This is a genomic window from Sphingopyxis chilensis, from assembly GCF_035930445.1.
GTDB lineage: Bacteria > Pseudomonadota > Alphaproteobacteria > Sphingomonadales > Sphingomonadaceae > Sphingopyxis > Sphingopyxis chilensis.
In genome coordinates this window covers 3,868,952-3,891,563 of record NZ_CP142394.1, presented here as the reverse complement: position 1 = coordinate 3,891,563, position 22,612 = coordinate 3,868,952, and the positions used below count along the sequence as shown (strand labels likewise).

Here is a 22,612-nt window from a genome sequence, read left to right as displayed (position 1 = left end):
ATCGCCCTCCCACTAGGTCTTTTTGGTCCTGAAATGCGGCGGTCAGGCCGTCGCCAATTGATGAAGATCCTGCTCGATCGCCGGATGCGGCATGATCGCCGCGCCGGGCGCCACGCTCTGGCCCAGGAAGTGTGCGAGGTCGAAAGCGGGCGTTTCACCGCCCGCGACCTGCGCCGCCCCGCCTTTCGCGACGGCGTCGATCAACTGATCGACCGCGTTGCGGCCCTCGATGACTTCCGCGAGCACCGCGGTCGCGGCCGGGTCATGCGCCGCCGCATCGGCGACGCCTGCGTCGGCCGGCAGCGCGGCGAGTGCGAACAGTCCGTCCATCAGGCCATGAGCCGGGGCAATATGGTCCGCGACCTGATCGAACAGAGCGTCCGCATCGCGCTCGGCGGGCGCGTCGGTCCCCGTATCGTTGCGCCAATCGCCCCGATCCTCGTCGATCGAAGCGGCCGCTGGGTCGTCGGGCGTCGCCGCGGTCGATAGCACGGACGGCGCATCCTCCACCGATTCGAGCGCCGTTTCGTTCGCGATAGGCGGCGTGGTCGCGCCGGAGATCCCGGTCGCCGCGACGGTGCCGCTTCCCTCCGCCGTATCGACGGCAATCGCATTTTCGCTCACCATCTTGTCCATGACCGGACCGTCCGGCTGCGCGTCATGGACCAGCGCGACCAGCGACGCCGCCACCAGCGAGCTCGTCAGCGCCTGGGTGCCCGCCGTCCGTTCGGCGTCGTTCGCCGCGCGGGGGGTGATGAACGACACGTCGCCGACCGCGCCGCTGCTGCCGTCGGTTCGCGTGAAGCTCGCCTCGCCATGGACGATCACCTCGCCCTCGCCGGCGACATAGGCATTGCCGTCGGACGTCAGCGCGATGCTGACGATGCCGAGGTCGGCGAGCGAGCGGAACTCGCCCGCGTCGGTGAGGCCGTCGCCATTCGCGTCCTGCCACACGCCGAAGCTGGCGAATTCGGCGTCCCCGGCGCTGAGCCGGCCGTCGCCATTGCTGTCATATTGCAGCCGCAACCCTTCGAGGTCGGTCGAGCCGGCGACCGAGAAGCTGATCTCGCCGCCATGATTGGCGATGCCGTCCCCGTTGGCGTCGCGAACTAGGATGCCGTCGCCGCGGCCCGCCCACGAGGTCGCCTCGCGCACACCGTCGCCGTCATGGTCGAAGGCGGCTCCCGCAGAAGACGGGACGAAATCGAGCCCGTCGCCGCCGAGGTCGAGCGTCACCGGCGTGACGCGGGTGCCGATCAGCGTCGTCAGATTGGTGATCGTGACGCCCTGCAACTCGATGAGGATATCGTTAGCCGGGTTCGCATCGGCCCCGACCTGCTGATAGACGAAGGTCCGCGTGCCCGCGACGAAAGCGACGGTGGTTCCCGCCGGGCCGAGGTCATTGCGCTGCAGATAATCGACCGCCGCCGCGACATGCGCGTCGCTCGACAAGGTGAGCGCGTTCGCGAAGCTGTTATTGTCGTCGAACGTAATCACGCCGTTGGTGACCGAATGCGAGCGGATCGCTTGTCCGCTGATCGTCAGAACCGAGTTTGTTCCGTCCACCGCACCATTCCCGTCGGGGACCGGCGTTCCGGGCAGGTTCAAAATATCGGCCGCGAGATTGAAATCAGTGATCACGTCGTGCCCTGTGATCGTCCCGCCATTCCCGCTGCCACCCAACGTCGGGCGGCTGTCGCCCGCGTTGAAGACGTAGGTGTCGCCCCCGGTCCCGCCGGTCATGACATCGCGGCCCGTGCCGCCCTGGATCAGGTCGTCACCACCCCCGGCGTTGATCGTGTCATTGCCTTCCTGACCAAGGATGATGTCGTTGCCGGCGCCGGCATTGATCGTGTCGTTGCCGCCCGTCCGGCCGCTTTCCTGCGCCAGCGCCGTATAATTGGCGCGGACATAGGCGATCGTGTCCTGACGATTCCAGTCGGCGCCATTGCCGGCGGGATCGATCGCTTCGGCGTTCACGCGGCCTTCCAGCGTCTGGAACACCGCCCAGCCCGACCCCGGCGACAGGTTCACGCCGAGCTGCGCCGCGAGGGCGTCGGTGTAAAGCACGTCGCCGAAAATGATGTCGGCGCCGTCGCCGCCGTTGATCGTGTCGTTCCCCGCCGCGGCAAGGTCGGTCGAGCCGCCAAGCACCTGAAGCACCGCCGCGAGCTGTTCGGCGGACGTCGCGTTGGTCGCGCTGCCGGTTCCACCCGAAGCATTGCCATCCTCGACATCGCTGAGCCGCGCCAACAGGCTCGCATTGACGTTGACCCCCACCGAATCGATCGAATAGCCGGTCGCGAGGATCTGCTGCGGTTCGTTCGTCCCATCCGAGCCCAGCACCTGGTTCATCGAATTCTGGACGTTGGTGGCGTCACCGTCGTCGCCGTTGCCGCCATTGTTCCAGACGGTCGGGTTGCCGTCGGACACGAATACGACCTTGTTCACGTCGGCGCCGGTGATCCCGTTACCGCCGTTGATCCAGCTCAGCGCATCCTGCAGGCCGTCCTCGTAATTGGTGCTGCCCGATGCCGTCATCCCGTTGACCGCAGCCTTCGCCGCCGTGACCTGCGCCGCCTGGACCACGCCGTTCACGATGAGGTTGAAGGTTCCGAGATTGTCGCCGTCGCTGTCGAAATCGATCACGGTGATGCGCACATCGAGGGCGCCCGATTGCGACAGGCTGTCGATCAGCGCGTTCACGCCGTTCTTGAGCGCCTGCATCCGCGAAATCGTGCCGCCGCCGAACGCGATCTGGGTCGTCATGCTGCCCGAGCTGTCGAGCACGAGCACGACATTCGCCTGCTGCCCCTCGGTGATCGTCACCGATCCGGGGTCGCCGACGAGCGTGTCGTCAAACGCGCCGCCCGCGATCGCTCCGTCGGGCAGACCCTGCGGATTGGCGACGACATGGTCGGTCGCCTCGCCGCCAACGTCGCCGGTCGCCGACCCGATGACGAGCAGCGGCGATGCGGTCGTGATCGACAGCGACCCCGGCGCGGTGTCGCCGTCGCCATCGACGATCGTCACGGGGACTTCGAAATTCACCGGATTTTCGGTCTGGACCACCGCGCCGAAGTCGCCGATCTTGAACGTGTCGCCGCCCGCGTGGTGGAATTCGATGCTGTTGTAACCGTCGGCGGTGAAGCCCGCGAGACGGGTGTCCGCGACGACCCCGTCGATCGTCGCTTCGCCGCCGCTGAAGCTGACCGTATAATTCTGCCCGCCGACATTATAGATGCCCGCGGTGGTCACGATCAGCGTCGAACCGTTGTAGCTGATCGCGACCCCGGTGATTATGTCCTGGACCCCGTCGCCGACGTCATTGTCGGTGTCGATGTCGTCGCGCGCGACGATGCGGACGCTGCTGCTGCTGTTGATGTTGGAGAAGAAGGCCGACGCGCCGTTGGCCGAATAATGCGAATCGAACGCGTGAGTCTGATTGGCGATCGGCGCGTAGTCGTTGTTGCCGGGCGTTCCGGTGAGATCGACGACGAAATCGATGCGGACCGCCTCGGTCGGACCGACGCTGTTACCGTCCGATACGCCGGTGTTGGTCGCGTTCGCGTTCATCTTGCCGCCGTCGACGCCGTTCGTCATCGGCGTGATGAGAATGTCGGGGCTGTTATTGTCGCCGGCCAGGGTAAAGCCGATCCACGCGGTGTTGCCGCCGACGATGTCATAGCCGCCGCTGTTGAAATCGATCGTCGCCGTCGAATCGAGCTTCTGGACCATCTCGACCTGATATTGGTCCGCATGGCCCGCGGGTTGCAGGCGGATGATGAAGACATCGTCGCCATTCGGCTTTTCAGCGGTCAGGACGGTGCCGTTCGCCGAAATGACATAGGTCAGCATCTGGCCGCCTGAGGTCAGTTCCTGCGCTTGCAGCGCCGCGATCGTCGCGGCGGTGAAAATCACGCTTCCGGGCCCGTCGCCGCCATAATTATTGTCAACGTCGCCGTCGCTATCGAGCGACTGATACACCGACGCGCCCGGCGCGTTGATCAGCGCGGCGGCGAGCGGCGCGATCGCAGCCGGCGCGTCATCCTCCAGCCCGATGGTCAGCGCGGCCGCATTGGTCACGGTCGTCGTGCCGTCGTTCGCGCTTACCGGCACCACAAGCGACAGCGCATCCTCGAGCGTCGTGTCGGGGTGATCGATCGGTCCCTGCAGCGATACGGTGAAATTGCCGCCATTGTCGATCGCGACGCTGATGATCGTTTCGGTCCCGACCTTGCCGAGCAAGAGCTGCGGGTTGGTCGTGTCCCACACGATCGGCTGGCCGCCCGAGAACAGGGCGGTCGCGGGCGCACCGAGCGACAGCGTCAGCGGATCGCCATCGGGGTCGCCGACCGCGATGGTTCCGGTGCGGAGCGTGAGGTTGGTGGTGTCGACAGTCCCGACGCTGTCGGGCAATCCGCCCGCGAGGCCCTCGTCCGACACGGCGGTCGTCGACGATCCGATCGTCGGCAGGTCGTTCGCGCCGTTGATCGTGATCGTCAGCGTGGTCGTCGACTGGTCGCCGTCGCCGTCGGTGATCGTATAGGTGAAGGTTTCGGTCAGCGTCTCGCCCACGCCGAGCGCCTGCACCGCCGCATTGCCGTTGTTCAGCGCATAGGTGTAGCCGCCGCCCGCGCCCAGCGTCAGCGAACCATAGCTGCCCCCCAGCGCCGCGCCGACATTGCCCGCCACCGCCGTCGCCGACGTCCCCACGGCAACGCCGGTCACGCTGGCGCCATCGGCGCCCTGTGTGTCGGCGCTGCCCGGCGCGTTGGTCGTGCCGATGCCGGTCATGACATTGCCCGTCGCCCCGCCCGGCGCGTCCTCGGTCACCGCATCACTGTCGGCGCGCGCCGTCGGCAGGTCGTCGGAGACGGTGACCGCCACGCTGCCCGTCGCGGTGTCGCCATCGGCGTCGGTCGCGACGACGCCTACCGAACCGAGGTTCGCCAGATCGTCGAGGTTCAGTCCCGGATGGCTGTCATAATTGTCATTGAGCGTCGCGGTGACCGACGCGCTGTTGCCGACGCGCACCAGGTCGAGCGTAACGACGAGCCGCGCGCCGTCCGAACCCGTGACCTGCGTATCCGACACGCGCACCCAGGTCAGCCCGCCGCCAAGGCCCGCAAGGCTGTTCGCGAAGACGATCGAGGCGATCGCGTCCGAGCCCGGCGTGAAGACGAGCGTGTCGTTCGCCGAATCCGGACCCGCCGGGGTCGATCCGTCGGACAGATTCTGGTCGTCGAGCGCGAGCGTGATCGAACCGCCGCCGAGCGGACCGGCGCCGTCGGTCAGGCTGATCGCCTGCGTCGCGGTCGCGATATCGCCGTCGCCGTCGGTGATCGTGTAGCTGAAGCCGGCATCGACCGCCGCCGCGTTGTTCACCGGATTGGGATCGAATGTCCAGACGCCGGTCGCGGTGAAACTGTAGATGCCGTTCGCGGTCGGGATCACGGTCGTTCCGGCCGCGGCGATCAGGGTCACATTGCCGCCGATCGTCACCGAGGTCAGCGTCGCGCCGTCGGCGCCCTGCGTGTCGTTGGCGAGCAGATTGCCGCCGACCGGAGCGGCGTCTTCGGCCACTACAATGTCCGCATCGGCCGCCGCCGTCGGGATATCGTCGACGATGTTGATCGACAGCAGGCTGTCGGTGTTGTCGCCGTCGGCGTCGGTCAGCTCGACGACGAAATCCTCGAACAGGCTGTTTTCGCCCTGCACAGCGCCATGGGTTTCGGCGGCGCCTAGCGTATAGCTGTAGCTGACCTCGCCGTTCGCCGGATCATAGGCGGTGATGTCGAGCGTGTTGCCGAGCGGCGTGACGATCGTCGCCGGCGTGAAAACGCCATTTGCGATGACCTGCACCCCGTGGACCGACAGGTCGGCAACGCCGTCGGGCGCCGAGATGGTGAAGCTGCCCGTCTGCGTGAGCGACTCCTTCATCGTGTCGGACCCGGCGGGCAGGTCGTCCTCGTCGACCACCGCGTCGCCGCCGTCGAGCTTGGGCGTCAGGTTGGTGATCGTCACGCCGTCGTCGGTGCCGGTCAGCGTGACCGTCAGCGTCGCGGGATCGCTGTCGCCGTCCTTGTCGGTGAGCGTGTAGGTGAATATATCCGTCAGCGTCGCCCCCGGCGCCAAGCCGTCGATCGCCGCCTGTCCGTCAGGGGTCAGCGTATAGGTCTGGGTGCCGTCGCCATTCAGGGTGATCGTCCCATAGCTGCCCGTCAGGCTGGTGAAGGTCCGGCTGCCCAACCCGTCGGCGCCATTATTGTCGTTGGTATCAACGTCGAAGGTGACAAAGCTCGGCCCGCCCTCAGTCAGTCCCGCGCTATCATCGTTCGCTACCGGCGCATCGTCCCGGAAAACGAGATTCTGGCCGATGTTCGCGGTGGCGCTCGCGGTATCGCCGTCCCCGTCGGTGACCGTCGCGGTCAGGGTGACCAGATTGTCGGCGACAAGACCCGCCGGCTGGTCGGGCCCGCTGTCGGGCGCGTGGACCACGGCGCGGATCTGGTCGAGCGTGACCGTCCCGTCCGCCGCGACGCCGATCGTGAAGACGAGCGCGTCCGAGGTCGCGGTCCGGCCCTGGACCACCCCGCCGACGACGCTGAGCACGACAGCTTCGTTGGTCGCGGTGTCGACAAGACCCGTCGCTCCCGCGTTGATGCCGAGCGCATAGGTCGTCGGGTTGGCGAGGGCCGCTCCGTCGGCGCCGAACACCGGCGTGAACACCGAAGCAAAGCTGGCCTGCGCATCGGTGCCCAGCGCCGTTTCATCGACCGTCAGCACCGGCTGCGTGCCGCCTGCGGTGACTGTCGGCGCGTCATCGTCAAAGGTGATTTCGAGCGTGCCGGGCGCGGTCGATCCGTCGCTGTCGCTGACGACGAAGCCGAGCGTCGCCGACGCGTCATTTTCATCGCCCTGTGCGGTGTGCAGCACATTGTCGAGCAGGGTGACCGTATAGGCCCCGGTCGCAGGGTCGGTGACTTCGACCGTGAACAGTGCGCCACGCGGCCCGGTGGCCGTCAGCGTGCCCGCGTTCCAGTCATAGGTCACCATTTCGGTGCCGACCATTGCCGTCTGGCCGTCCATCGCGGCAAAGCTCACCGACCCCGCGCCGTCACCGCCGAAATCGAGGTTGAGCGCGCCGCTGAACGTCGCCTGGTCATTGTCGCCGTCGCCGTTTGCGTCGGGAAGATCGCCCGTCATGCTCGCGGGATTGCCGCCGAGCAGCGCATCGTCGTCGACCGACGCCTGCGTCGTGCCCGCGGTGGGGACATTGGCATCGACGATCGTGAAGGTAATCGGCGCGGTCGATGTGTCGCCGTCGCCGTCGGTGACCGTATAGGTCGCCGACGCGCTGCCGGTGCCGGCGACGGCGGCATCGGCGGTGAAGCTGTAGCTGCCGTCGGCCTTCACCTTGATCGTGCCATCGCCGATGTCGATGCCCTGCGAATAGCCGTCCATGCCGAAGACCAGCGCCGTGCCGTTGATTTGGGTGACGCTCGCCCCGTCGGCGCCTTCGACGAAGTCGAGCGTGCCGGTGACGGTCGCGCCCTCGGCGACATTCTGGTTCGGCTCGGCCGCCGCGGCCGGCACGTCGTCGATGACGACGATGTCGAGGCTGGCGTTGGCACCCGACCCGTCGCTGTCGGTGACGGTGACCGGGAAACTCTCGGTCACATTGTCTTCGCCCGCTGCCGGATGGGTCAGCGTGTTGTCACCCAGAACATATTCATAGGTGAAGGTGCCGCCGATCACCGAGCCGTCGCTCGCGGTGACGGGAGTGAAACCGGTGATCGTCACCGTGCCGAGGGGGCTCGTGGTCGTCAGGCCGGGGGTGAAAACGCCGTTCACCATCACCGGCGCGGTGCCGATGGTGACGTCGTCGAGGCCGTCGGGCGCGGCGACGGTGAAGGAACCCGTCTGGGTCAGCGCCGCGGCATCGGGCGACGAGCCGTCGGCCAGGTCGTCCTCGTCGACGATCTCCTCGCCGCCGGGAACCGCCAGGCCATTGATCGTGACCCCGTCGTTGGCGCCGTCGATCGTGATGGTCAGCGTCGTGGTGGCGGGATCGCCATCGCCGTCGGTGATCGTGTAAGTGAAGGTCTCGGTCAGCGTCTGGCCGGCCGAGAGGCCCTGCACGGCCGTGTTGCTGTTATCGAGCACATAGGAATAGCTGCCGTCGGCGTTGAGCGTCAGCGTGCCATAGGTGCTGACGAGCGGCGCGCCGACCGTGCCGCCAACGAGCGCGGTGACGGCCGCACCGTCGGCGCCCTGCGTATCCGCGGCGCCATCGGTGGCGTTCGCGTCACTGCCGCCACTGCCGGTCAGGACGTTTCCGTCCGCGATCAGCGCGCCGTCTTCGGCGACGCTGTCCGCATCGGGGTTCGCCGCCGGAATATCGTCGATGACTTGCACGGTGACGACGCCGGTTGCGGGGTCGCCGTCGGTATCGGTCGCCTGCACGGTGACCGTTCCCAGCGCCTGCGTCTGCGCCGCATTGGCGAGCGCGTGCGGCAGGTTGTCGGCGAGGGTTACGGTGACGCTTGCGTTCGCGGTCGCGCCGAGCGCGATGCTCGCGGGTGCGGTCAGACCGATCGTGATCGCGGCGGGACCGCCCAGCGTCAGCGAGCCGGTGATCGTCTGCCCGTCGGGCGCCATCGACCAGAAGATGTCGGTACCGGCGCCGTCGAGATTGGCGACGAGGCCCGCGACCCCGGTAAAGACGAAGCCCGAGAGCGTGTCCGAACCCGCGGTGAAGCTGAGGTTGCCGCCAGCGGTTTCGGCATTGCTGGCCGGATCGCTGCCGATGGCATCGAGCGCCGCCTCGTTCACGGTCAGCGTGATCGGCGTCGCGTTGATCGGGTTCGCGCCGTCGGTGATCGCGATCGTCAGGCTGTCCGATGTCGGATCGCCGTCGCGATCGACCGCCGACAGGGTGAAGGTCGCGGACGGATTCGTGGCGTCATCCTGATCGGCCGCCGCCGCGAAGCTGAAGCTGCCATCGGCGCCCACCGTCAGCGTGCCGGTCGGCTGCGCGATCGACACGCTGCTCCCCGGCGTCAGCGCAAGCGTGGCGCTGCCGCTGCCGAAACTGACGAGCACCGACGCGACGCCGTCGGCGCCCGCATCGAGCGTCCATGTGCCGTTCGCGGTCGCGCCTTCGACGACGCTCGTCGGCGCATCGGACACGCTGAGCGTCGGAAGGTCATCGACGATGGTGACGCCGAACGCGCCTGACGACTGGGTGCCGTCGCTGTCGGTGACGGTGAAGCCGATGCCCGTCAGAAGATCGCTGTCCTCGACGCCGGGCAGCGCCTGATCGACCGCCTGCGACAGCGTGACCGTATAGCCATAGGTGACTTCGGTCGCGCCGGGACCGGCGGTCGCGCTCGTCAGGCCAATACGGATCACCTCATTGCCGCCGACCGAGCCGACAAGATCGTCGCCAACCTTGGCAAAGGTTACTGGCACGCCGCCAACGGTCAGCTGCGTATCGAGCGCGGCGGCATCGTTCAGGACGAGCGAACCCGCCAGCGTCGCGGGAACATCGCTGCCGAAATCGACAATGATCGTGCCGCTCGCGCTCGCGCTGCCCGTCGAGGTCACCTCGCCCGCGAGGCCGTTGTCGATGTTCGCGCCCGCAAGCCCGTCCTCGTCGACCGTCAAATCGGCCACCTTGCCGATCTGCGGCGCCGAATCGGCGACGAGGGTGATCGTCGCGGTGGCGACGTCGGTGTCGCCGTCGCCGTCGGTGATGCGATACTGGAAGCTGACGGTGCCGCTTTCCTGCGCCGCGGGGGTGTAGGTGAAGCTGCCGTCGCCATTGTTCACGAGCGTGCCGGCGCCGGTCAGCGAACCGGCGACAAGCGCGACCGCAGACGGCTGGACACTGTCGGCGCCCTGCCCGTCGTTGGCGAGCACGTCGATCGTGACGGGCGCATTCTCGACCGTCTGCGCCGTGCCGTCGTCGATCGCGTCGGGCACATCGTCGGTAATGCGGATGTCGATCGCCGCGCTGGCACTCGATCCGTCCGCGTCGGTGACGGTGACGCCGACGCTGTCGGTGCGGTCGTCCTGACCCGCGGCGGGATGGTCGGTGCGATTGTCGGTCAGCGTATAGCTATAGGTGAAGCTGCCGCCGATCACCGATCCGTCTGAACCGATAACCGGCGTGAAGCCGGTGACCGAAAGCGTGCCATAAGCGGTCGTGACCGATTGCGGCGTGAAGCTGCCGTCGGCGGTAACCAGCGTCAGCGGTGCCCCGAGCGGCACGCCGTTGAAGCTGTCGAGCACGACCGTGCCCATGCCGTCGGGGGTCGATACGGCGAAGCTGTCGCCGTCGGTCACGCCGTCGGGGGCCGTGTCCGACCCCGGCGCTTCGCCCGCGCGCGCCGGCAAATCATCTTCGTCGACGAACAGTTCGGCGCCTTCAGCGTCGAGGCCGGTGATCGTCACGCCGTCGTCGGCGCCGGTTATGGCGATTGTCAGGGTCGCGGTGGCCGTGTCGCCGTCGCCGTCGGTGATCGTGTAGGTAACGCTGTCGGTCAGCACCTCGCCCGCCGAAAGGCCCTGCACCGCCTGCGACGCATTGGCGAGAGCGTAGCTATAGCTGCCGTCGCCGTTCAGGGTCAGCACGCCATAGCTGGTTGCGAAGGCGGCGCCGATCGTGCCGCCGGTCACCGCCGTGACCGCCGCGCCGTCGGCGCCTTGAGTGTCGGCGACGCCGTCGGTCGCATTGGCGTCGCCGCCACCCAAGCCCGTGAGCACATTGCCGTCGGCGACCGCCGGACCGTCTTCGGTCACGTTGTCGCTATCGTCGCGCGCGGTCGGGACGTCGTCGACGATGCGGACATCGAGGCTGGCGTTCGCGGTCGATCCGTCGCTGTCGGTGACCACGACATCGAAGCTGTCGATGACGCTGTCCTCGCCGTCGGGACCATGCGTCAGCGTATTGTCGGCCAGCACATATTCATAAGTGAAGGTGCCGCCGATCACCGAACCGTCGGCGCCGGTGACGGGGGTGAAGCCGGTGATGTTGACCGTCCCGAGCGGACTGGGCACCGTCGCGGGCGCGAACACGCCGTTCGTCACGACCTGGACGCCGCCGATGGTCACATTGCCGAGCCCATCGGGGGTCGAAACGGTGAAACTGCCGTCCTGTGTCAGCGCGGCGGCATCGGGCGAGGAGCCATCGGCAAGATCGTCTTCGTCGACGGTCAGTTCGGCGCCCTCTCCATCGAGGCCATCGACCGTCACGCCGTCGTCGGCACCGTTGATGGTGATCGTCAGCGTGGTCGTCGAGATGTCGCCGTCGCCATCGGTGATCGTGTAGGTGAAGCTATCGGTCAGCACCTCGCCAGCCGACAGGCCCTGAACAGGCTGCGACGCATTGTCGAGGACATAGCTGTAGCTGCCGTCGCCGTTCAGCGTCAGCGAGCCATAGGCGCCCGCAAGCGGTTCGCCGACGCTGCCGCCCGCCACTCCGGTCACCGTCGCGCCGTCGGCGCCTTGAGTGTCGGCGACGCCGTCGGTCGCATTGGCGTCGCCGCCGCCCAAGCCCGTCAATACATTGCCGTCGGCGGTCGCCGGACCGTCTTCGGTTACGCTGTCGCTATCGGCGCGCGCGGTCGGCGCGTCATCGACGATGGCGATATCGAGCGTGTCTGTCGCCGCGTCGCCATCGACGTCGGTGATGGTAAGGTCGAAGCTGACCCTTGTGCCGTCGCCGTCGAGCGTGTTGTCGATCAGGGTATAGACATAGGTGACCGATCCCTCGCCGGTCGCTGGATCGTAACTATAGCCGGTGACGACGAGCGTTCCTGTTGCGTCGCTCGCGATCGTCTGCGGCAGTGCGCCGGGCGTCAGCGTTACGCCGCCGATCGACACGCTGCCGACGCCGTCGAGCGAAGTGAAGGTGATGGTGCCGCTGGTCGAAGCGCCACCACCTTCACCGCCCCCGAAGGCCGAACCCGGGGTCTCGCCATCGCGGCCCGCCAGGTCGGCTTCGTATACGATAGTCCCGTCATCACCTTCGCCCGGGACGAAAGTGATGACGGTCGGCGCATCGGCGATACGGATCGTCAGGGTCGCCGTCGACGTATCGCCGTCGCCATCGGTGATCTGGTATGTGAAAATATCGTCGACGCCGCCCGGCGTTCCCGGATCGCGGACATAGCTATAGCCACCGTCGGCACCGATGGTCAGCGTGCCATATTGGCCCTGCACCGTCCCCGGCTCGGAGAAACCGCCTTCGCCATCCGCGCCGCGGATGCCCGTCAGCACGGCGTCGTCGGCGCCCGGCGTGTCGGCGCCCGCCGCGCCACTCGTAGTCCCCGCGCCGGTGAGCACATTGCCCGCCTCGGGCGCGAAGCTGCCCGCCGCGACCGCGTCGGTATCGGCGCGCGCGGTCGGGACGTCGTCGACGACATCGATGGTGAGCGTCGCGGTCGCGGTGTCGCCGTCGCGATCGGTGACGACGACGGTGAAGATGTCGGTCGGATCGCCGTTCGCATCGCTGTTGTCGGCCAGCGTATAGCTGTATCCGACATTGCCTGGCGTCAGGCTGGTGATCGTCAGCTGGCCGAGCGGGGTCGTGATGACCTGGCCGACGGCGGTGACCGCGGTGCCGTTGATCGTGATCGCGTCGAGGCCGTCGGCCGCGTCATAGACGATCGATCCGGTGGTGGTTTCGCTGTTCGCTTCGCTCGCGCTGCCTGCGGGTTCGCCCTCACGCACCGGAAGCCCCGCCTCGTCGACGCTCGCGGTGGCGGCCGCAGCGCCGGCGGGCTGGTCGGGAGTGACGATGACGATCTCGGGTTCGTCGTCGGGCACGGCGGGCAGCAGTTCGCGGTCCTCGGGCTGCGAAAAGGCGAGTTCGGTGTACGGCAGGAGGTCGCCGAGCGCATAGGCGTCCTGGATCGGCCCTTCGGGGTCGGCGAAATTGCCGCCCGAGCTGCGGGTTCCGGCTTCCGGATTCAGTTCGCCCAGATTTTCGAGCAGCTGCGCGACCGTGCTCGCGGGCACCGTGTCGCCATCGATGACGATCGAGGGAATATCGACCGCGCCGTTCGGAATGATCAGTATCTGCCCGTTCGGCAGCGTGACGATCAGGTCGGCGCCCGACACGCTGATGTCATCGACCGATGCGCCTGCGGGCAGGACAATGCGTCCGCTCGCGTCGGGAACGAGGATCGCCTGGATGGCGAGCGGCAGCGCCGATGCGGCCGCGGTCACGTGCGCGGCGGCGACCAGAAATTCGCTATCCGAAACGGCCTGGCTCGACTCTCCCGTCGATCCGCCTCCGCGTTGAAGCCCCGCATTTCCGTTCCGTGCCGGATTGTCGAAAGCATCCATATCTATTTCCCTCGCCCGCACCTCGCCCTGCCGCAAAAACGGCACAGCAAAATTTCCACCAATGTCAGTGCGACCCACTGTCCGAGCGACTCGGACCTTCCCCACCCATCAGGAGAGCATGGATTCTCGAGACTCTGCAAGCGTGTTAACAATTTTTTAGGAAAAGCGGCCTCGCGCTTAACCGTCGCCCATCGGACGCAACATTATCAGCCGGAAGAATCTTACTATTCAATTAGATGAAACAACTTGATGAAGCCGTAGCCTGTTCGCCCGGCGGCCGATTGCGTCCCAATTCGACCCACAAGAAGCTTCGGCTCGTCGCAGTTTTTTTCCGGCCCACGGCAACATATCCGTTTAATTGTTAAGTGGCGAGCGTCGCTGCGGTTCTTCACCCCGCCCGATATTTTGCGCCTCCAGCCCCGGCGATCGGGTCGGCAACAAGGCAATTTTAAGCTTGTCGTGCGATATCCGGTCGCCAAAGGAGACGTCGGTGAGATCCTTGCTGGCCCATATCGCCGGACCGTCCGAAACGGCCGACCGCAGGCGGACGCAGCGGCGCACGCTGCGGCTCGACGTTGCGGCGCGATCGGCGACGGCCGAAGCCGCGGTCGTCATCCGCAACCTGTCGCGAACGGGGCTTTTGATCGAGACCGACGCCGCCTTTTCGCTCGGCGAAACCTTTCTGCTCGTCCTCCCCGAACTCGGCGCCGCCCCGGCACGCGTCGTGCGCGAGGACGGCCGGCGCTTCGGGTGCGAGTTTCTGACGCCTGTCCCGGCAAGCGCCATCAGCGCCGCGCTGCTCAAGGCGCCGCACGACGACGAGGATGAGGATGCCGGCGCCGCGGCCGTGCGCGGTTTCGGGGAGCTTTATACGCGGCGCGCACCCAGCGCGGTCCTGTTCACGGCGCTGACGGCGCTGTTCACCGCCGTGATCCTGCTCTTCATCGTCGCACTCGCCTCGCTGACCTTCGCCTAGGCCCGGTCAATCGCCCCCGCGTCGAGCAACGGCGCGGCGTCCATGTCGCCCGCGCCGAGCAGGTCGGCCAGCCGTTCGGCGCCCGCCAGCAGCATCGCCTGTTCCCATGCGGGAAGCGCCGAAAAGCGGTCCGCGAATATTTCCTGCAGCATATCGGGCGCCTCGGCGAGGCAGCGCCGCCCTTTCGCCGTTGCCTCCAACAGCACGCGGCGCTTGTCCTGATCGCTCCGCGACCGTGCCGCGAGATCAAGCGCGACAAGGCGGTCGACGATCGCGGTGATCGTCGCATGGCTGAACTGCAGCCGCCGCGCGATCAGCCCCGGGGTCACCTCCTCACCCACATCGATCTCGCGCAGCACCAGCAATTGCGACGGCGTCAGCCCCGTCGCCGCGGCCAGCCGGCGGGTGCCGCCGTCGGTCGCGCGCAGCACGCGCCGCAAGGCCTTCAACGTCGCGTTCGCAATTTCGGAGTCCATGCGCCCTGTTAGCCGTCCGGCCCGCGCGCGCCAACGCATTATCGCCGATTGCGCAGGCCTGACACAGCGATGTCATATATTTCGATATATGAAATAAAATTACGGCGACGGGTTGAACGCCCGGCTTCAATTCTTATATTTTGCGCGACTCGCGGCCTTTCGGCGCCGCATGAATCCGAAATTTATTTCAGGAGATGAAAGATATTAGATCGGCAAAAAGACGAAGAGTCATTGCCTCCAGGGAAAGATTGGGATGCGGTGCCGGCCTCGGCGAACGATGTGCGGTTCCGGCGCCCGCGCGCGGCCGACGGACCGGCGGTGACGGCGCTGATCGCCGCCTGCCCCCCGCTCGACCGCAACAGCCGCTATTGCAACCTGCTCCAGTGCGAGCATTTCGCCGATCAATGCGTCATCGCCGAAAAGGCGGGGCGGATCATCGGCTGGGTATCGGGCTATCGCCCGCCTTCGGATCCCGCGGCTTTTTTCGTCTGGCAGGTGGCGGTGTCCACCGAGGGACGCGGAAAGCAACTCGCGAGCCGCATGATCGCCGACCTGCTGGGCCGGCCCGCACAGGACGGCGTGACCCACATGATCACCACGATCACCGCCGACAATCAGGCATCGTGGGGATTGTTCCGCAGCCTTGCCCGCAAGTGGGACGCCGAACTCGAACGCAGCGCGCTGTTCGAACGCGAAGTCCATTTCGCGGGCGCCCACGCCACCGAATATCTGGCCCGGATCGGGCCGATCGACCGCACGAAGATAGACGCAGAACAGGGATAAGATGATGATTACGACACCCCAGCCGTCCGGCGCGATTCCGGACAGGAATATCTATGAGCGCCGCGAATCGGCGGTGCGCAGCTATGCCCGCTCGATGCCGCGCCAGTTCGGCAAGGCCGAAGGCGTGTGGATGCACGACGATCAGGGCGGGCGCTATCTCGACTTCCTGTCGGGCTGCTCGACGCTCAACTATGGCCATAACCACCCGATCCTGAAGCAGGCCTTGCTCGACTATATCGCCGCCGACGGCATCACGCACGGGCTCGACCTGCACACCGATGCCAAGCAGGATTTCCTCAACACCTTCGAGGAGCTGATCCTGAAGCCGCGCGGGCTCGACCATCGTGTGATGTTCACCGGTCCGACGGGCACCAACGCCGTCGAGGCCGCGATCAAGCTCGCGCGCAAGGTCACCGGCCGCGAAATGGTAATCGCCTTCACCAACGGCTTCCACGGGATGACGCTGGGGGCGCTCGCCTGCACCGGCAACGCCACCAAGCGCGGCGGCGCGGGCGTGCCGCTCAGCCACGTCGCGCACGAGCCCTTTTATGATTATTACGGCCCCGAGGTCGATACCGCCGAACTGCTCGAACAACGTCTCGCCGATCCGTCGAGCGGGCTCGACGCGCCCGCGGCGATCCTGGTCGAGACGGTGCAGGGCGAAGGCGGGCTTAACGCCGCGTCGCCCGAATGGCTGCGCCGGATCGCCGAGATCGCGAAGGCCCACGGCGCGCTGCTGATCGTCGATGACATCCAGGCCGGCTGCGGCCGCACCGGCGGCTTCTTCAGCTTCGAGGATATGGGTTTCACCCCCGATATCGTGACGCTGGCGAAATCGCTGTCGGGCATGGGGCTGCCCTTTGCACTGACCCTGCTGCGTCCCGAACTCGACCAATGGTCGCCGGGCGAGCATAACGGCACCTTCCGCGGCAACAACCATGCCTTTGTCACCGCGACTGCCGCGCTCCGCCATTTCTGGAGCACCGGCGATTTCCAGCGCGACGTCGAACGGCGCGGCGAGCTGCTCGCGATGCGGCTGGGCCGCATTGCCGCCGAACATGGATTCGAAACGCGCGGCCGCGGCATGATGCGCGGCGTCAATGTCGGATCGGGCGAGCTTGCCGGCGCCGTGACCGCCGCCTGCTTCGACGCTGGCCTCATCATCGAGACCAGCGGCGCGCATGACGAGGTGATCAAGGTCCTCGCCCCGCTCGTGATCGACGACGCCGTGCTCGGCGCCGGACTCGACATCCTCGAAACCAAGATCCGCGAGGCGATGGCCAGCGATTATGCCGTCGCCGCCGAATAATCACAGGAGATATCCACATGATCCTTCGCAACCTCAACGCCATCCGCAAATCCGACCGCAACGTCCGTTCGGACGGCTGGGCCAGCGCCCGTATGCTGCTCAAGGACGATGGTATGGGCTTTTCCTTCCATGTCACCACCATGTTCGCGGGCACCGAGCTCAAGATGCACTATCAGAACCATCTGGAGGCCGTCTTCGTGCTCAAGGGCACCGGCACCATCGAAGATCTGGGAACGGGCGAAATCCACCGGCTCGAACCCGGCGTGATGTACGCGCTCAACGACCATGACCGCCATATCGTGCGCCCCGAAACCGACATTCTGACGGCCTGTGCCTTCAACCCGCCGGTGACCGGCAAGGAAGTGCACGACGAAACGGGCGCTTATCCGGCCGACGCCGACCTCGTCGCCGCCGACTGACAATCAGAAAACAGAAAGGGAGACGTCCGATGCAAGACCTCTACCCCTCACGCCAAGCCGCCGAGGCCGAAATGCGGCCGCGGCAGGATCCCGTCGTCCATAGTCAATGGAGCAATGACGCGCCGATCAGCCCGGCCCAGGCCGCGCAGTTCGACCGCGACGGCTACATCGTGCTCGAGGACATCTTCTCGGCCGACGAAGTCGCCTTCCTGCAAAAGGCGGCGGGCAATCTGCTCGCCGATCCGGCGGCGCTCGACGGCGACACGATCGTCACCGAGCCGCAGGGCAACGAGATCCGCTCGATCTTCGAGATTCACGCGCAGAGCACCGCAATGGCGCGGCTCGCCGCTGACGCGCGGCTCGCCGACGTCGCGCGCTTCCTGCTCGGCGACGAGGTTTATATCCACCAGTCGCGCCTCAACTACAAACCCGGCTTCACGGGCAAGGAGTTCTATTGGCACAGCGATTTCGAGACGTGGCACGTCGAGGACGGCATGCCGCGGATGCGCGCGCTGTCGATGTCGGTGCTGCTCGCCGAGAACACCCCGCACAACGGGCCGCTGATGGTGATCCCGGGGTCGCACCGCACTTACCTCACCTGCGTCGGCGAAACCCCCGACGACCATTATCTGAGCTCGCTCAAGAAACAGGAATATGGCGTTCCCGATGAGGAAAGCCTCGCCGAGCTCGCGCACAAGCACGGCATCGTCGCGCCGACCGGCAAGCCCGGCACCGTCATCCTGTTCGACTGCAACCTGATGCACGGGTCGAATGGCAACATCACGCCCTTCCCGCGCGCCAACGCCTTCCTTGTCTATAATGCGGTCAGCAACCGGCTCGAAAAGCCGTTCGGCGTCGACAAACCGCGCCCCTGGTTCCTCGCGCATCGCGGCGAACCCGAACCGCTGACGATCGAACGCGGCCCGCTCGCCGAGACGGTGCCGGCATGACCTGGCATAGCGTCGAGAAAATCGGCGGCACATCGATGGCCGCGACGGCGACCCTGTTCGACAATGTGCTGATCGCAGGGCGCTCGGGCGCCGACCTCTATAACCGCATCTTCGTCGTCTCGGCCTATGCCGGGATGACCGACCTGCTGCTCGAGAACAAGAAGAGTGGGGCGCCGGGCGTCTACGGCCGCTTCGTCGCCGACGACGATGCCGACGGCTGGCGCGAGGCGATGGAAGCCGTCCGCCGCGCGATGCACGAACGCAACGCGGCCATGTTCGCGCGGCCCGAAAGCCGTGCCGAAGCCGATGCCTTCGTCGATACGCGCATCGCCACGGTCGCGGCGTGCCTCGACGATCTGGCCCGCCTGCGCGCGCACGGCCGCTTCTGCGTCAAGGAACAGCTGATGACGGTGCGCGAGCTGCTCGCCGGGATCGGCGAGGCGCACAGCGCGCACAGCACGGCACTGTTGCTGCGCGACCGCGACGTGAACGCGCGCTTCGTCGATCTGACCTTGTGGGACCAGGACGACCTCAGCAGCCTCGACGAACGGATCAGGGAGGCTTTCGCCGCGATCGACCTCGCCACGACGATGCCGATCGTCACCGGCTATGCCGGCTGCGAGGGCGGCATGGTGCGGCGCTATGCGCGCGGCTATACCGAAATGACCTTTTCGCGCCTCGCCGTCCTGACCGGCGCGCGCGAGGCGATCATCCACAAGGAATTTCACCTGTCGAGCGCCGACCCCAGGCTGGTCGGCGAGGACAGGGCGCGCAAGATCGGCCGCACCAATTACGACGTCGCCGACCAGCTTGCTAACCTGGGGATGGAGGCGATCCACCCCGGTGCCGGGCGCGGCCTGCGCCAGACCGACATCCCGCTGCGCGTGCGCAACACGTTCGACCGCGAGGATGGCGGCACGCTCGTCACCGGCGACTATGTCTCCGACGTCCCGCGCGTCGAGATCGTCACCGGCATCCGCCAGTTGCAGGCGCTGCAATTCTTCGAGCAGGATATGGTCGGGGTGAAGGGTTATGACGCCGCGATCCTCGACGCGCTGACGCGCCACCGCCTGTGGATCGTCAGCAAATCGTCGAATGCCAACACGATCACCCATTATCTGTCGGCGAGCGCCGACGCGGTGAAAAAGCTGATCGCCGACCTGCAGAAAGACTATCCCGAGGCCGCCATCTCGGCGCAGCCGGTGGCGATGATATCGGCGATCGGCAGCGATATTTCGCGCCCCGGCCTCGTCCCCGACGCGCTGCGCGCGCTCGACGATGCGGGCATCGCGATGATCGCGATGCAGCATCAGATCCGCAATGTCGATGTCCAGTTCATCGTCGAAAGCCGCGATTTCGATGCGGCGGTGCGTGTGCTACACAAGGCGCTGATCGAGGACGTCGACGCGAGCGCGGAGGGCCGGCGCGCCGCTTGACGCGGCGGCCGGGCGCGGCCGATGTTCGCAACGATCCTGCCCGTGCGGAGCCTGCTGGTCGCGATTTTCGTGATGATGGCGGGCAGCGGATTCCTCTCGACGCTGATCGGGCTCCGGCTCGAACGCGCGGGCAGCGGGACGATGGTGATCGGTGCGGTCGCGACCACCTATTTTGCCGGGCTTGTGCTGGGGGCCTTGCGGGCCGGCGACGTCGTGCGCCGCGTCGGCCATATCCGCGCCTTCGCCGCCTTCGTCGCGTTGCTGTCGGCGAGCACGCTCACCTATGCGCTGTTCCAGCACCCGCTGCTATGGGCGGCGCTGCGCTTCGTCGACGGGCTGTGCGTCGCGGGCGTATTCATCTGCGTCGAAAGCTGGCTCAACGACCGCGCCGAGGCGAACACGCGCGGCACGGTGCTCGCCTGGTACATGGTCGCGCTCTATTCGGGGCAGGCGCTCGGGCAGATGCTGCTGCGTTCGGGCAGCAGCGCGCCGCAAATCCCGTTCGAACTCGCCTCGATCCTGATTTCGCTCGCGATCATCCCCGTTTGCCTGACGCGCGCCGCCGCGCCGTCGCTCGAGGATGCGGCCTCGCTGCCGCTGCGGCGCCTGTTCGAAGCCTCGCCGCTCGGCGTCGCGGGCGCGGGGATCACCGGGCTGCTGCTCGGCGCCTTCTATGGCCTTGCCGCCATCTACGCGCGCCGGATCGGCCTCGGCCTCGGCGACACCGCGACCTTCATGATGACCGTGATCCTCGGCGGCGTGGCGCTGCAATGGCCGCTCGGCCGCCTGTCGGACCGCTACGACCGGCGGCGCGTCATCATCGCCTGCTTCGCCGCGACGCTTGGCGTCAGCATCGCGCTTGCCATGGCGCCGACCGGCGTCCTGCTGCTCGGCCTCGGCGCGCTGTTCGGCGGGCTCAGCTTCGCGCTCTACCCGCTGTGCGTCGCCTTTGTGAACGACCGGCTTTTGCCGTCGGAGCGCGTGACCGCGAGCGGCCAGCTCGTCCTTCTCTATTCGACCGGCGCCGCGCTCGGTCCGCTTGGCGCCGCGGCCTCTATGACGCTGGCGGGCGCGGGCGGGCTCTTCCTCTTCATCGCGCTCGCGGCGGGGATGATGCTCGCCTTCGGGCTGTGGCGCCTCGCGACCAGCGATCCGGTGCCCGGCGCCGCGCAGCAGGATTTCCAGATCCTGCCGCGCACGACGCCGGTCGCGGCGCTGCTCGACCCCGCCGGTCCCGATTCTCCCGCCAGTTCCGACTCCCATTCGCAAACAGGTGACCCATGGAAAAGCCCGTAACGACCCACGCCCCGGGGCATCCGCCCCCCTTTCGCAAGCCTTCGCCGCTGCATCGCGCGGTCGGCGCCTCGGCGCTCGGCAATGCGGTCGAGTGGTTCGACTATGGCATCTATGCCTATGGCGTCACCTATATCTCCGCAGCGCTCTTCCCCGGCGATACCGAGGAAGCGGTGCTGTTCGCGCTCGCGACCTTTGCCATCTCCTTCCTCGTCCGGCCGCTCGGCGGGCTGTTCTGGGGGCCGCTCGGCGACCGTATCGGTCGCAAGTCGGTGCTGGCGATGACCATCCTGCTGATGGCGGGCGCAACCTTCGCGGTCGGGCTGATTCCCTCCTACGACAGCATCGGTTTCTGGGCGCCCACCTTGCTGATCCTGCTCCGGATGCTCCAGGGCTTTTCGACCGGCGGCGAATATGGCGGCGCGGCGACCTTCATGGCCGAATATGCGCCCGACGACCGGCGCGGCTTCTATGGCAGCTTCCTCGAATTCGGGACGCTTGCGGGCTTTTCCTTCGGCGCCGCGCTGATGCTCGGCTATTCGCTGCACCTTGGCGACGCGGCGATGCACGAGTGGGGCTGGCGCATCCCCTTCCTGATCGCGGGGCCGATCGGGCTGATCGGCATGTATGTGCGCTCGAAGATGGAAGATACGCCGATTTTCCGCGAGGAAATGGCATCGGCCGAACGGCGCGAGCCGCCGGGGCTCGGGGTCCTTGTCCGCGACTATTGGCGCCCGCTGCTCGTCGTCGGCGGCCTCGTCGTCGCGCTCAACGTCGTCAACTATTCGCTGCTCAGCTATATGCCCACCTATCTGCAGCGACGCATCGGCCTGTCGAACGAAGAGGCGTTGCTCGTGCCGATCATCGGCATGCTCTTCATGATGCTCTTCCTGCCCTTCGCGGGGGCGCTATCCGATCGCGTCGGCCGCCGCGCGATGTGGCGCTGGTCGCTGGTCGGCCTGCTGCTGCTCGTCGTGCCGCTCTATATGCTGATCGGGACGGGGTTCGCCGGCGCGCTGATCGGCTTCATGGCGCTCGGCCTGCTCTATGTGCCGCAGCTCGCGACGATCTCCGCCACTTTCCCCGCGATGTTCCCGACCGCGGTACGCTTCGCGGGTTTCGCGATCGCCTATAATATCTCGACCTCGATCTTCGGCGGCACCGCGCCGATGATCGGCAGCGGTCTGATCAGCCTGACCGGCGATCCGCTGATGCCCGCCTATTATATGATGCTCGCCTGCCTCGTCGGCCTCGCCGCGCTGCGCTACATGCCCGAAACCGCTGGCCGTTCGATGCGCGAAGATCCGTTCAGGCCCGCGCCGGCCGCCGAAAATTGATCGGCGCGCGGCCGGTCGGCACCAGCGGAGGCCCGCGGGCATGGTGTTACCGCTATTCGGAAACTGGAGCGGGCGAAGGGATTCGAACCCTCGACCCCAACCTTGGCAAGGTTGTGCTCTACCCCTGAGCTACGCCCGCTCTGGCGGCTGGAAACCGGTCGGTTCCAGCGGGTGAGGCGGGCGATTAGCACCGGCCTTTTGACTCGGCAACCCCTGATTGCGCATTTTCTCCGAAGGGTTGGCATATCGTCCGCAAATCCCACATAAGCGGGAC

The 22,612-nt window shown here is 66.8% G+C and carries 10 protein-coding genes and 1 tRNA gene; 8 read left to right on the top strand and 3 right to left on the bottom strand.

The features are described from left to right. Window positions 1–42: 42 nt before the first annotated feature. Window positions 43–13,359, bottom strand: coding sequence for a beta strand repeat-containing protein (locus VSX79_RS18300; protein WP_326914036.1), 13,317 nt, complete (start codon window positions 13,357–13,359; stop codon window positions 43–45). Between the two features lie 490 nt (window positions 13,360–13,849). Between VSX79_RS18300 and VSX79_RS18295 the strand changes: the two genes are divergently transcribed. After that, entirely contained in the window at window positions 13,850–14,335 is a 486-nt protein-coding gene (locus VSX79_RS18295; RefSeq protein WP_179498071.1) for a PilZ domain-containing protein, read from the top strand. Here VSX79_RS18295 and VSX79_RS18290 read toward each other — a convergent pair. Beyond that, the gene (locus tag VSX79_RS18290) at window positions 14,332–14,811 is read right to left on the bottom strand and encodes a MarR family winged helix-turn-helix transcriptional regulator (RefSeq protein ID WP_179498069.1); all 480 of its coding nucleotides are present in this window, start codon (window positions 14,809–14,811) and stop codon (window positions 14,332–14,334) included. The genes VSX79_RS18295 and VSX79_RS18290 overlap by 4 nt on opposite strands. Window positions 14,812–15,138: 327 nt before the next feature. Between VSX79_RS18290 and ectA the strand changes: the two genes are divergently transcribed. Genes ectA through VSX79_RS18255 form a run of 7 tightly spaced genes read left to right on the top strand, consistent with a single transcriptional unit; the run spans window position 15,139 to window position 22,338 of the window. After that, on the top strand, window positions 15,139–15,594 hold the full coding sequence (gene ectA / locus VSX79_RS18285) for a diaminobutyrate acetyltransferase (protein ID WP_326915277.1): 456 nt from the start codon (window positions 15,139–15,141) through the stop codon (window positions 15,592–15,594). Between the two features lies 1 nt (window position 15,595). Next, window positions 15,596–16,903, top strand: a complete 1,308-nt coding sequence (ectB, locus tag VSX79_RS18280; protein ID WP_326914035.1) for a diaminobutyrate--2-oxoglutarate transaminase — start codon at window positions 15,596–15,598, stop codon at window positions 16,901–16,903. Between the two features lie 17 nt (window positions 16,904–16,920). Then, window positions 16,921–17,322 (top strand): ectoine synthase, encoded by a 402-nt coding sequence (locus VSX79_RS18275; protein WP_179498063.1) that lies wholly within the window; start codon window positions 16,921–16,923, stop codon window positions 17,320–17,322. A 29-nt stretch (window positions 17,323–17,351) separates the two neighbouring features. After that, window positions 17,352–18,272, top strand: coding sequence for an ectoine hydroxylase (gene thpD / locus VSX79_RS18270; RefSeq protein ID WP_326914034.1), 921 nt, complete (start codon window positions 17,352–17,354; stop codon window positions 18,270–18,272). Then, window positions 18,269–19,708, top strand: coding sequence for an aspartate kinase (locus tag VSX79_RS18265; protein WP_326914033.1), 1,440 nt, complete (start codon window positions 18,269–18,271; stop codon window positions 19,706–19,708). Before thpD ends, VSX79_RS18265 begins: the two co-directional genes overlap by 4 nt. Window positions 19,709–19,729: 21 nt before the next feature. Continuing rightward, window positions 19,730–21,004: an MFS transporter gene (locus VSX79_RS18260; RefSeq protein ID WP_179498058.1), complete on the top strand. Its 1,275-nt coding sequence runs from the start codon at window positions 19,730–19,732 to the stop codon at window positions 21,002–21,004. After that, window positions 20,989–22,338 (top strand): MFS transporter, encoded by a 1,350-nt coding sequence (locus VSX79_RS18255; protein WP_179498055.1) that lies wholly within the window; start codon window positions 20,989–20,991, stop codon window positions 22,336–22,338. The genes VSX79_RS18260 and VSX79_RS18255 overlap by 16 nt, the downstream gene beginning before the upstream one ends. Window positions 22,339–22,402: 64 nt before the next feature. On the opposite strand, the gene VSX79_RS18250 is transcribed toward VSX79_RS18255, so the two are convergent. Next, window positions 22,403–22,477 (bottom strand) — tRNA-Gly (locus VSX79_RS18250). Window positions 22,478–22,612: the final 135 nt, after the last annotated feature.

What these genes read in the sequence shown, in the direction of transcription:
- VSX79_RS18300 (WP_326914036.1), bottom strand. Translation starts at nt 13,359, where the DNA reads ATGGATGCTTTCGACAATCCGGCACGGAACGGAAATGCGGGGCTTCAA.
- VSX79_RS18290 (WP_179498069.1), bottom strand. Translation starts at nt 14,811, where the DNA reads ATGGACTCCGAAATTGCGAACGCGACGTTGAAGGCCTTGCGGCGCGTG.
- ectB (WP_326914035.1), top strand. Translation starts at nt 15,596, where the DNA reads ATGATGATTACGACACCCCAGCCGTCCGGCGCGATTCCGGACAGGAAT.
- VSX79_RS18275 (WP_179498063.1), top strand. Translation starts at nt 16,921, where the DNA reads ATGATCCTTCGCAACCTCAACGCCATCCGCAAATCCGACCGCAACGTC.
- thpD (WP_326914034.1), top strand. Translation starts at nt 17,352, where the DNA reads ATGCAAGACCTCTACCCCTCACGCCAAGCCGCCGAGGCCGAAATGCGG.
- VSX79_RS18265 (WP_326914033.1), top strand. Translation starts at nt 18,269, where the DNA reads ATGACCTGGCATAGCGTCGAGAAAATCGGCGGCACATCGATGGCCGCG.
- VSX79_RS18260 (WP_179498058.1), top strand. Translation starts at nt 19,730, where the DNA reads ATGTTCGCAACGATCCTGCCCGTGCGGAGCCTGCTGGTCGCGATTTTC.
- VSX79_RS18255 (WP_179498055.1), top strand. Translation starts at nt 20,989, where the DNA reads ATGGAAAAGCCCGTAACGACCCACGCCCCGGGGCATCCGCCCCCCTTT.